Annotated in this window: 12 protein-coding genes; 10 read left to right on the top strand and 2 right to left on the bottom strand. The window is 43.3% G+C overall.

All coding sequences use genetic code 11. The features are described 5' to 3' along the window. The first annotated feature begins 29 nt into the window (after positions 1 to 29). Both F1737_RS08265 and purL read left to right on the top strand, forming a co-directional pair. Positions 30 to 413, top strand: a complete 384-nt coding sequence (locus F1737_RS08265; protein WP_317136112.1) for a response regulator — start codon at positions 30 to 32, stop codon at positions 411 to 413. A 154-nt stretch (positions 414 to 567) separates the two neighbouring features. Then, on the top strand, positions 568 to 2,643 hold the full coding sequence (purL, locus tag F1737_RS08260) for a phosphoribosylformylglycinamidine synthase subunit PurL (RefSeq protein WP_317136111.1): 2,076 nt from the start codon (positions 568 to 570) through the stop codon (positions 2,641 to 2,643). 120 nt (positions 2,644 to 2,763) lie between these two features. On the opposite strand, the gene F1737_RS08255 is transcribed toward purL, so the two are convergent. After that, positions 2,764 to 3,228, bottom strand: coding sequence for a flavodoxin family protein (locus F1737_RS08255; protein WP_317136110.1), 465 nt, complete (start codon positions 3,226 to 3,228; stop codon positions 2,764 to 2,766). Between the two features lie 184 nt (positions 3,229 to 3,412). Then, positions 3,413 to 4,276, bottom strand: a complete 864-nt coding sequence (locus F1737_RS08250) for an NAD(P)-binding domain-containing protein (protein WP_317136109.1) — start codon at positions 4,274 to 4,276, stop codon at positions 3,413 to 3,415. A 268-nt stretch (positions 4,277 to 4,544) separates the two neighbouring features. Here F1737_RS08250 and mptA point away from each other — a divergent pair, with 268 nt between their 5' ends. The 8 genes from mptA to F1737_RS08210 all read left to right on the top strand — a co-directional run bounded on the left by mptA (position 4,545) and on the right by F1737_RS08210 (position 11,788). Further along, positions 4,545 to 5,483, top strand: coding sequence for a GTP cyclohydrolase MptA (mptA, locus tag F1737_RS08245; RefSeq protein ID WP_317136108.1), 939 nt, complete (start codon positions 4,545 to 4,547; stop codon positions 5,481 to 5,483). A gap of 278 nt (positions 5,484 to 5,761) precedes the next feature. Continuing rightward, positions 5,762 to 7,132 carry a coenzyme F420 hydrogenase subunit alpha gene (gene frhA / locus F1737_RS08240; RefSeq protein WP_317136107.1) on the top strand — a complete coding sequence of 457 codons (1,371 nt, stop codon included), beginning with the start codon at positions 5,762 to 5,764 and terminating at the stop codon, positions 7,130 to 7,132. A gap of 10 nt (positions 7,133 to 7,142) precedes the next feature. After that, a complete protein-coding gene (frhD, locus tag F1737_RS08235) occupies positions 7,143 to 7,658 on the top strand; it encodes a coenzyme F420-reducing hydrogenase, FrhD protein (RefSeq protein ID WP_317136106.1) in 516 nt (171 codons plus the stop codon). Then, the gene (gene frhG, locus F1737_RS08230) at positions 7,636 to 8,613 is read left to right on the top strand and encodes a coenzyme F420 hydrogenase subunit gamma (RefSeq protein WP_317136105.1); all 978 of its coding nucleotides are present in this window, start codon (positions 7,636 to 7,638) and stop codon (positions 8,611 to 8,613) included. The genes frhD and frhG overlap by 23 nt, the downstream gene beginning before the upstream one ends. 1 nt (position 8,614) lies before the next feature. Further along, positions 8,615 to 9,478, top strand: coding sequence for a coenzyme F420 hydrogenase subunit beta (frhB, locus tag F1737_RS08225; RefSeq protein WP_317137886.1), 864 nt, complete (start codon positions 8,615 to 8,617; stop codon positions 9,476 to 9,478). A gap of 155 nt (positions 9,479 to 9,633) precedes the next feature. Next, positions 9,634 to 10,035 (top strand): response regulator, encoded by a 402-nt coding sequence (locus tag F1737_RS08220; RefSeq protein WP_317137885.1) that lies wholly within the window; start codon positions 9,634 to 9,636, stop codon positions 10,033 to 10,035. 7 nt (positions 10,036 to 10,042) lie between these two features. Further along, positions 10,043 to 10,642: a chemotaxis protein CheC gene (locus F1737_RS08215; RefSeq protein ID WP_317136104.1), complete on the top strand. Its 600-nt coding sequence runs from the start codon at positions 10,043 to 10,045 to the stop codon at positions 10,640 to 10,642. 9 nt (positions 10,643 to 10,651) lie between these two features. Next, entirely contained in the window at positions 10,652 to 11,788 is a 1,137-nt protein-coding gene (locus tag F1737_RS08210; RefSeq protein WP_317136103.1) for a sensor histidine kinase, read from the top strand. The last annotated feature ends 21 nt before the right edge of the window (positions 11,789 to 11,809 follow it).

Raw genomic sequence — 11,809 nt, 5'->3', positions numbered from 1 at the left:
GGCTCTAATAATAAATTATTGAGAGGGAGATGTTTTTGGATTTGTCCGGTATTAAAATACTTATTGTAGAGGATGATGAGATTGTATCCGATCTTATCCAGTGGCGGTTAAAAGAAATGGGTTATGGAAACTATGAGGTTGCAATGACAGGAGAAGATGGTGTTCTGGCTGTCGGAAAATATCTTCCTGACCTTGTTTTAATGGATATCACTCTCCCGGGTGAGATTGACGGGATAGAGGCCGTGCATCAAATTAAAAAGGTGTACCCTGATATTCCTGTAATCTATCTGAGTTCACATATGGAAGATGAAATAATCTCCCGTGCGATTGAAACAAAGCCCTCGGGGTATATTACAAAACCTTTTGAGGATTTTGAACTAAAAATGGCAATAAAGATTGCTCTTAATAAATAATTTTCAGATATTTTTTTGAAATCTGCTGTTTTTTAACAAATCAGTCCACTTTCCGGCAGATCATGCCTGCCGGTGAAAACCCTGCCAGACATTTAAATGATGAACATGTTTAGGCATCTATTATCTGTTTATAAAACCAGACATTTCTACAATTATGCTACCTTCCCGTGATATTGAGTATATAGAAAAGGAAATCGGGAGATCTCTCTCTGATCTTGAAATGGCATGTTTTGAGAACCTCTGGAGTGAGCACTGCTCCTATCGTTCAACAAAGCCCCTTCTGCGCACCCTGCCGACAAGCGGGGAAAATGTGCTTTTGGGACCGGGCGACGATGCCGCGATTGTGCGTTTTTCTGACGAGATTGCAATAGCAATCGGAATGGAATCACATAACCATCCAAGCTATGTCGATCCTTATGACGGTGCCGCAACAGGTGTCGGAGGAATTGTCCGCGACATTATATCTATGGGCGCAAGACCGATTGCACTTATGGACCCCCTTTATTTTGGGGATTTGTCAGGTGAGAAGAACAGGTACCTCTTCGAACACGTTGTATCCGGTATCGGAGATTACGGCAACTGCATCGGTGTTCCTGTTGTAAGGGGTGAACTGACGTTTGATGAGAATTACAGCGGAAATCCTCTTGTAAATGTTGTCTGCGTTGGTGTGGTCGATCCTGAAACATATCTGACAGCACGCGTAAAAAAGCCAAAAAGCCGCCTGATTTTATACGGTTCCTCAACCGGAAGGGACGGTCTTGGCGGCGCATCCTTTGCTTCACGCGATTTGTCAGAGGACTCCGAGTCAGAGGACAGACCTGCTGTGCAGGTGGGAGATCCATACACAGAGAAACTCTTAATTGAAGCAACACTTGAGATGGCAGAAACCGGAAAGGTTCTCTCATGCAGGGATCTTGGAGCGGCAGGTCTTGCAGGTGCATCATCAGAGATGTCAAGCACTTATGGTGCAAGAATCGCTGCCGACAAGGTACATCTTCGTGAAAGCAACATGAACGAAGTTGAGATTCTTCTTGCCGAATCGCAGGAAAGAATGTTAATGGAAGTCCTTTCAGAAGATGTCGAAGAGCTCACAAGGATTATTGAAAAATATGATCTGAAATGGAGCGATATCGGAGAGGTAACCGAAGAAAAGCGGTATGTCGTAACTTTCCATGGTCAGGTTGTCTGTGATCTCCCAATTGATCTTTTAGTTGAGGGTGCTCCGGAAGAAGCCTGGGAGGGCACTCCCTATTCCGTTGAAACACCTTTCATAAAACCATCAGAGAACATCAAAACGCTGGCTGAAAAGGTTCTCTCCCATCCTGACATTGCAGACAAGTCATGGGTCAAAAGGCAGTATGATCATGATGTCCAGCTAAGAACAGTCTCAACACAAGGCGGATGCGGTGTTTTGCGTCTTGGTGATTCGGCCCTCTATCTCTCATGCGGGTGCAGTCCGAGACAGATCAGACTAAAGCCGTATGAAGGTACTGCAAACGTGGTTTATGAGAATGCGGCAAACCTTGCGGCAATGGGTGCCGAACCTCTCTGTATTGTAAACTGTCTGAATTTTGCAAGTCCTGTTCACAAAGAGATTTTCTGGCAGATCAGTGAATCGGTAAGGGGTATGGGAGATATGTGCAGGAAGCTCAACATCCCTGTAGTCGGAGGAAATGTATCCCTGTACAATGAATCTGATGAATTCGGAACACAGATTCTCCCGACTCCGTCGATTGGAATGGCGGGTAAAGGAGATGTAAGGGCCTTCAATGCTGCAAAGCCCGGAATGATTCTTGCAGTCATCGGCGGCAGTGCAAAGCCTGAGTTTGGAGGATCAATGCTTGATCTTCTGACCGGATGCGGCGGCTCTGCACCTTTAGTTCCTGATGTTTGTGTCCTTGACGTGATGAGGAATCTTGTTAGAAACGGAAATGTCTGGTCTGCAACTGATATCTCACATGGAGGACTTGTTGCAGCACTTGCCGGTCTCACTGAATCATGTGAGGTAACAATAAAGGGAGATGCCCTGACTGAGCTTTTCTCTGAGTCTTACGGCAGATTCCTTGTTGCCGTCAGTGATGAGAAATCACTTGCCGGAGTTTCTTACACTGTTATTGGAAAGTGCGGAGGCGACGGTATTTTAATTCATACCGAATCAGGTGACCTGGCAATTACAGGTACAGAATTAAAAGAGCTGTTGTCTTCAACAACAAAACTGATGAGATACTAAGGGAAATATTTCGGCAATTGAAATTCCCGTCCTTCTGGTGGGGATTTTAATGCAAAAAAATACCTGAAAAATGGAATTTCCATTTTTCCTAAAAATATTTTTATCTTTTTTTAAATTTTTTTAGATCAGCTGTGCGAGTCCGGATATTTTTTCGTTGTCATTTATTTCTGATTCAGAAAATCCAAATGAAGATTTTACATTCATCCCGTTTTCAGTCAGTTTAGTTGTCAGAATGTCAAATGTTTCCGCCTTATCTTTTTTGTAGGTGGCATATACAATTGCATCTTTGTCTTTATGCCCTGTAAGCGCATTTATTGCACTGTTAATTGCAGGGGTCTGCCTTCCCGCCCATACCGGCGTTCCGATTACTATTGTGTCATAATCTGAAACATCAAGTTTATCGTGGTTAATCGGATCCAAATCGCCTGAAATTGCTCTTTTTATTCCAAGGGTATAAAGGGATATTTTAGAGTATTTTTTTGAAGGTTTTACTTCGATTAAATCTGCCCCGGTAATCTTTGAAAGTTTTTGGGCAATCTCTTTTGTGTTTCCTGATTCTGAATGGTAAATAATACAAACAGACATAATGTAATCTATATATCTATCTGCAATTTAAATGATATCCTGTTTCCGTGAATTAAAATCTGAATGTAAAAACGTGTATTAAAAAGGTTTAGTGAAAAAGTGCACGGAAAGAATCTTTCAGGCCGTGTCTGATAAAAATGAAAAATTTGGTTTTACCTCGAAATCCCCCCCCGGTAAATTCAGATTAATGATTTGTCAGGGTAAGTTCTGACAACATTCTGTCTCTTGCAATGATTCCTGTTTTTGTCAGTTTAATAACTTCATTCATATATTCCGCAATATTTTCTTCCATTATAGTTTCACTGCGGGATTGACCATCTGTTTTTACCTTTTTTTCATCATTCTTCCTTAAATATTCATTAGCAGCCGCCATGTAAGTGTTAAGAACGATCTCTTTTGACATTTTGGAATTGTAACCATTATTTTCCATCGTCGCAATGGCAGCCCTGATAAAAATCCCCGCCCCTTTCATGACAGCCTCTTCAGCGAATATTTTTGATTCCGCAATGTCCCTTAAGTCTTCAAAACAGATGTGATCATCTGCAATTCCTTCCAGAGTCGCAAGTTCTGCTGCAATGTCCTGTGCCTTTTTGCTGAAGTTGTTTAAAACCGATATATATGCGGATTTGGGTATGAGATCCGCCTGTGAACTGCTTATGTCCTGTCCTGTTACAAAAAAAACGCCGATGTCATAATTTTTGTTTGTTTCCAAAAGCTGGTAACAGGGAAAAAAAGGATCAGTAATAACGAGAGAGGCTCCCTCTTTCATATAAGGTGAGATATATTTTTCAAATGAGGTTCTGATTCCGTCTGCGGCAAGAGTTACGATTACAACATCCGATCCGCTGACTGCATCTGAAATGGAGAATACGTCAAATCCATCTTTTGATGCCCTTTCCCAGCTATTCCCCGGTCTGACGCCTATTACAAAATCAGTTCCGGAATCGCGCAGGCGCTGAGCATGCTGTCTTCCTTCATTTCCATAACCGATAATTGAAATTCTTCTTTTATCTAAAATTCCTGCGTTATCTCCGGATTTGGTGGACATGTCAGATATTAATTGACTTTTGTCTTTTTAAAAATATTTTTAAGACTGTGGTGCAACTTCATAAATATTATATTATTGACGTAAAAATACGTACAAAGACCAAAAAAAATTGTGTTCATTATCTGTAAAAATTCATCAGGAAGTTTATATTCTTCTGATTGGAGTTCCGTTAAATAAAAAAAAGGAGATTTTTTTAGAACGTGCTCAATGGTGGTTTGTTTTAATTTTTCAGATTGTTGTTCACAGATAAATTTAAGAGGATTATTCAATGGAATTACCTGATACCCAATCTACTTTGCCGGAAGTTCGCATCAACCTTACAAGAGTCGGTGTGAAAAACGTAAAGAAGTTAGTCGAAGTTGCAAGACCTGGCAAACGTCCTGTTATCTTTATTTCAAATTTTGATGTTTTTGTGGACCTGCCAAGCAGTCTTAAAGGCGCAAACATGTCACGCAATTTCGAAGTAATTGACGAAGTACTGCAGCAGACCGTTCAGGGTGAAGTCAACGGAATAGAGGATGTCTGCAATTCAGTAGCAAGAAAACTGCTTGATCATCACGAGTACGCAGACAGGACAGAGGTCAGAATGACCAGCACTTTCATGGTACGTCGCGAGACCCCTGTTTCAAAGACCGGGTGCGATGAAGTCGTAAAGGTTGTCGCAAGTGCGGTTGCAAGAAGAAACGGTTCTGATCCTATTGTCAGGAAGAGCATTGGTGCCCAGGTAACCGGCATTACCGCCTGTCCCTGTGCCCAGAACATCATGAAAGAGATTGCCCACAACAAATTAATCGATCTTGGTGTTGAGCACGACAAGATAGAGAAGTTCCTCTCTGAAGTTCCTATGGCCACACACAACCAGCGTGGACAGGGCTTTTTGTGCATCGAGACTGATGACGATCAGCGTGTCGATCTCGAACAGATTATTTCAGTTCTGAAGGATTCGATGAGTGCAAAGATCTACGAACTCCTAAAACGTGGTGATGAGAGTCATGTTGTATTCTCAGCTCATAAAAATGCAAGGTTTGTCGAGGACTGTGTCCGTGAGATGGCAAAGCACGTTCTGACAGACTTCTCGTTCCTGCCCGGTGATTCACTGGTCACTATAAGACAGACAAACGAAGAGAGTATCCATCAGCATGATGCATACGCCGAAAGAAAAGCCACGATCGCGGAACTTCGTGCAGAACTTAACGAAACGGCTTAAATCCTTAATCCAAACCACCTTTTTGTTCAAAAATAAAATTCTTTCATTTATTATGGTCAGAATGTTAACTTATCTTCTGCAAAAGGTAATACTTTTAAACAAATTTGTAATATTATTTTGAATTAAGAACGAAAGCTATTTTTAAAGCTAAGACTGAAATTACCAATTAGCGTACTGGATTAGTTCAGATTAGTTCAGGTACGTGTGTTGCAAAACAAATTGTGTGTTTACACCAGTATAGCCAATTGAACAAAATATAAAATAATGAGGCGATTAATTTGTCGAAAGTTGTAGAGGTTTCCCCAACTACAAGGCATGAGGGTCACACCAAGCTCGTTTTGAAAGTCAATGATGACGGTATTATCGAGCGTGGAGACTGGCTCAGCATAACACCTGTAAGGGGTATTGAGAAACTCGCAATCGGAAAGACCATGCATCAGGCACCAAAGATTTCATCCCGTGTCTGTGGTATCTGCCCGATTGCGCACACTCTCGCAGGTATCGAAGCAATGGAAGGTTCCATCGGCTGTGAAATTCCTGACGATGCATACCTTCTTCGTATCATCCTGCAGTGTGCAAACAGGCTGCACAGCCACGCACTGCACAACATTCTAACTCTCCCTGACATGTACCTGCCAGGTACAGATACACACATCAACCCGTTCTCAAAGGAAGAACCTGTCCGCAGCGTTGCACTGCGTATCCAGAGACTCCGTGAGATCGGTCAGACTGTGGGAGAGATTGCAGGTGGAGAACCAATTCACCCAAGCAACCCAAGAATTGGTGGTATGTACAAGAACATCTCACCACGTGGAAAAGCAAAGATCTATGATCTTGCAAAAGAGGCAGTAGGTCTTGCACATGATCAGATGGAGTTCATGATAACAGTCCTGAAGGACTGGGAGAACCGTGGAACTGCATCTGTTGCAGGCAGCTACGAGGTCGAGAAGGATGACAAGTTTGGATTCCACGATCAGGGTTACATGGCAGTAGATCCGCTCTACGCAAGCACAAACCTTGACGCAGATCCAAAGTGGTTCCCTGAGCGCTGGACAGAAGTCAGACCATGGGACTGGTACATGGGCGAGCAGGAAATTACACTTGACGACCCGAACTATCCAAACCACGCCACAACACCTGCAGGTGGAAAGGCATGGCCACAGGTGGAAGCATGTACTGCTGTTCCGATGTATGACGGAGCACCTATCGAGGTAGGACCACGTGCACGTCTTGCAATGTTCCGCAACTATGACAAGAAAGGAGCAATGGGTCTTCAGATTGCACGTCAGATGGAATATCCGGACTGTTTATACAGCATGATCGAGGCAGTCGATGCACTTGACACTTCAGGAGCTGTAGTTGCAGACGAGATTCCACAGGGTGACGGCTCACTTGGATGGGCAGCAAACGAAGCACCACGTGGAACAGATGTACACCTTGCAAAAGTAAAGGACGGACGTGTCCAGTGGTATTCACTTCTTGTGCCGACCACATGGAACTTCCCTGTATGCAGCCGTGCACTTGAAGGCGCACCATGGCAGCTTGCAGAAGTTATTGTTCGTGCATACGACCCATGTGTATCATGTGCAACACACATGATGGTAGTGGATGAAAAGAAGAAGGTAGTGGCCCAGAAGCTTGTTCAGTGAGTAGTGTTTAATGTCAGACTGGTATGCTGAAAATATGATCGTCGGTTGCGGAAATCCGCTTCAGACTGACGACGGTTTTGGACCGGCAGCGATTGCCGAATTAAAAAAGCTGTCACTTCCTGAAAATGTAAAGGCTATGGATGCAGGCCTGGCAGGCCCTCATTATCTCTTCACACTCATGGCACAGTCCGATATACCTGTTAAAAAAATGGTTATACTGGATATAATGGACTTTGGCGGTGAGCCAGGGGAGATAACAAGAGTGACGCCGGATGTTCTTCCTCCGGGAAGCTATACCGATCCTCATTCATGGGGGTTAAAAGAGCCGCTTCAGATCCTTTCGGAAAGAACTGAAATAGTAATATTGGGTTGCCAGCCTGAGAGCATTGACATATCCCAGATTGATAACGAGTCTGATGAGGCCGAATTCTGGGTCACTGAAAGCGTTAGAAAGGCCATTCCTAAAGCAGTGCAGTTAGCACTGACAGAAATAGGGGTGGATTATGGGACTACTATCTCGACTTAAAGAGATCTTTACAGGCGAAGATAAGGAATCCGGGAAAAAGCCGGTGAAAATACCGGTTGTGGATCAGGAGAAGTCCGGGCCCGTGAAACCTGTGGAAGAAACCGTGGAAAAACCCATGGTGAAACCCGCTGATGTAAAGACAGAACAAAAGCTGGATGGAGAAATTAAGGAGGAAAAGCCTGTGGTAAACAAAATTACCGTTGGACACGTTCACATGTCCGGATGTACCGGATGTTTGGTGTCACTTGCAGATAATTATGAGGGGCTCTTCAAAATTCTGGATGATTATGCAGACCTCGTCTACTGTCTGACACTTGCAGATGTCAGGCACATCCCTGAAATGGATGTTGCATTGGTAGAGGGTTCAGTATGTCTTCAGGATGAGTGTTCCGTCAGAGAAATTAAGGAAACCAGGGAAAAGGCAAAAGTTGTCGTTGCCCTCGGTGGATGTGCAGCATATGGAAACATAACAAGATTCTGCCGTGGTGGTCAGTGGAACCAGCCCCAGCATGAGTCTTTCGTGCCAATCGGCGACCTGATTGATGTGGATCTTTATATCCCTTCATGCCCGCCGGGTGCAGAAGCAATCAGAAATGTCTGTGTAATGGCATACCTGCTCCTGCAGGGTACAGACGAGCAGAAAGAACTTGCAGCAGCATACTTAAAGCCGTTAATGGACCTTGCAAAGAAGGGAACAGAAGCCTGCGGATGCGACCTCATGGTGGATGTCATCAATCAGGGTCTCTGTATGGGATGCGGTACATGTGCAGCAAGCTGCCCTGTCCGTGCAATCACAATTGAATACGGAAGACCCAACATTGACCGTGAAATGTGCATAAAATGCGGTGCATGCTATGCACAGTGTCCACGCAGTTTCTTCAACTTCGATGTAATGAATCAGTTTGAAGGTATAATCGAAGCAATTGATGGTGCAATGGGCAAGGGAGGTGAGTGAAATGGTACTCGGAAACTATAAAACAGCAGTGTCAGCACGTGCAGCAGATCCTGAGATTCTTAAATACTCTCAGGACGGAGGTATTGTAACCCAGCTCTTTGCATATGCACTTGAAGAAGGTATCATTGACGGAGCTATCGTGGCAGGACCTGGCGATGAGCCATGGAAACCCGAGCCTGTAGTTGCAACAACAAAGGAAGAGCTTCTTGCAGCACGCGGTACCCGCTACACAATCAGCCCTAACATGATGCTCATCAAAGAGGCAACACGTTCCTATGGTCTTGACAAAGTAGGTATTGTCGGAACACCATGTCAGATGCAGGCAGTCAGAAAAGCCCAGCTTTACCCTATGGCAATGCGCAAGGTTCCTGACAAGATTGCACTTGCAATCGGTATCTTCTGCATGGAAAACTTCCCATACCAGGGTCTTGAGACAATCGTCGAGGACCACTGCAAGACAAAGATGGAATCTGCGGTTAAGATGGACATTGGAAAGGGCAAGTTCTCTGTTTACACAGAGCGTGGTGCACTTTCACAGATCCCTCTTGCAGCAACACACAAATATGAGCAGCCCGGATGCCACGTATGTCTTGACTACGTAGCAAACCTTGCGGATGTTTCAACAGGATCTGTTGGCAGCCCTGACGGATGGAGCACAGTCTTTGTACGCACAAAGAAGGGTGAGGATGTCTGGACAAAGGCAATCAATGCAGGATACTTTGAGACAAAAGACATTGCAGACGTCAAACCTGGTCTTGACCTTGTCACAAAACTTGCTACAGGCAAGATCGACAAGAACAAAAAGACTCTGGAAGAGCGTGCAACAATGGGTGTCGGCAAAGGTCTGCGCAACCCATACATCTAAATTTTTTTTACGAAAGTATTGTTGATTCAGTAAAAAGTCCTTAATATGTAAGGAATTTATGAATTGATGGCAAATTATCTATTTTTTAAAATTTAGTTTTGTGAATTATTTTCAATCAGATAAGTTTATTGTATCTGTGGTTTAACTTATCTTCAATTCACAGACCAGTTTCCTATAAGATTATTAAAGGTGATTTTACGTTTCATATTCTTGTAACAGATGACTCAATATTCCAGAGAAAAATAGTAACGTCCATTTTGAAGAAAAAAGGTTATCTGGTTCTTGAAGCCTCCAATGGAAAGGATGCTCTCGAGATTCTGGTTTCAAAAAAGCCTGATCTAATGATTCTTGATCTTCTTATGCCTGAAATGGATGGTTTTGAAGTTCTAAGGGAAGCAAAGAAGACCGGAATTGAAGTTCCAATCGTTGTACTGACATCGGACATTCAGGAATCCACCAGGGAGATGTGTGAAAGTCTTGGTGCGATGGGTTTTGTAAACAAACCGGTGGACGAAGAAATACTTCTTGAAAATGTTTCCCGTATTCTTGAAAGGTGATTTTTCAATGCCTCATAATTTTTCCAACGAAGATATAGATGCAGTGCGTGAAATTCTTAATATTGGAATTGGACGTTCAGCCATGATGCTGAATAAAATTACAAAATCCCATATCACTTTAAGCATTCCTCAAATCCGCATATTTCACATTGATGAAATTGAATCAGTCAAAGACTCATTTTTGCAGCAGAAATCCGCAATAGTAAAGCTTGATTTCGGCGGGGATTTTTGTGGCACAACTGCTGTTTTGTTCCCTCCCGACAGTGCGGCAAAACTTGTGATGGCAATTACCGGAGAAGATGCAGGAACCCCTGAGCTTGACAGTCTTCGTGCTGAAACTGTAAAAGAGATTGGAAATATTATACTCAACGGTGTGATGGGATCGGTCGGGAACATCCTCAAAACGCACATAAAATATTCTGTACCAAATTATGGCGAGGATACAATAATTGGTCTTGTAAAATCATCCAGTAAAAGCCTTGACAAATATGTGCTGATGGCAACCGCCTGTTTTAATGTGAAGGATCTCAATGTTGAGGGAAATATTGTGATGCTTCTTGAGATCGGATCGATGAAGGTTCTCCTTGATAAGATTAATCGGATTTAGATTTAAAATATGAATTTGGAAGCTTTTAACGGTGCATGCAATATGGAGGAGCTTTTTGAAGTAACCAGATATTTTCCCGAAGGAGTTTGTGTATTTGATAAAGAATACAGGGTTGTTTTCTGGAACAAAATACTTGAAGAGTGGACAGGTCTTGAGCTATCCGAAATAAAGGGCAGACAACTTACTGATTTGTATCCCCATTTAAGGGAGATCATTTTCTGTGAAAGGGTTGATGATGTTCTGGCAGGCGGACCTCCGGTTATTTTTTCCTCCCAGCTTCATGAATCCATAATTCCGGCTTTTCTTCCCGGCGGCGAGCCGAGAATTCAGACAAGTACTGTAATCGGGCATGAAACTGGCGAGGGTATTTTTGGCGTTATGGTTATAGAGGATGTAACCGAACTCAAAAAAGAGGTTCTTGCATACCGGAGAATGAAGGATCGTGCGATTCTGGCACTGAACGAGAGGATAAAAGCAGAAGAGGCTGTTGTTAGTGCAAACGAGGAGGCAAACCTCTACCTTGACATTATGTCCCATGATATTGCCAATATAAACATGCTTGTAATGGGATATTCAATACTTATGGAAGATACTGACGGGGAGACTGTTAAGGACTATGCAAAAAAAATTACAATTGCGGCCCAGAGAAGTTCTGAGATAATCAAGTCAGTGTCAACCATCAGAAAAGTTCGGCATACTGCTTCATCGTTTGCCAGACTCTCTCTTGATGATCAGATAAACAAGGCTGTTTTGCAGTATCCGCAGGCAGATATAGAATATGAGATGAGCGGCCTGTATGTTTATGCCGATGAACTCCTGACAGAGGTTTTTGTAAACATTATTGGAAACAGCCTCAAATACAGTGGAAGTGATTCCAAAATAAAAATTGTGGCCTGCAAATCAGAAGGCGAGGTTTTTGTATCGGTTGAGGATAACGGCCCCGGGGTCTCCGATGCTGAAAAAGAAGAGGTTCTTCAGCGTTTTAAGAGGGGCAGCGGGGAATGGAAGCCGGGAAGCGGACTCGGGCTTTACATTGTAAAAATGCTTGTTGAAAGATATGCCGGAGAGCTGGTTTTAGAAGATGTAACCCCCGGTCTTGAAAAACCCGGGCTTCGGATACGTTTTACTCTCAAAGATGCATCCTGAAAATTGTTGATGTGGAAAAAT

Origin of the sequence: Methanoplanus sp. FWC-SCC4 (genome assembly GCF_032878975.1) — an archaeon.
Taxonomy (GTDB): domain Archaea; phylum Halobacteriota; class Methanomicrobia; order Methanomicrobiales; family Methanomicrobiaceae; genus Methanochimaera; species Methanochimaera problematica.
Note: the sequence above shows the minus strand (reverse complement) of the source record. Positions and strands in the feature narration are given on the sequence as shown.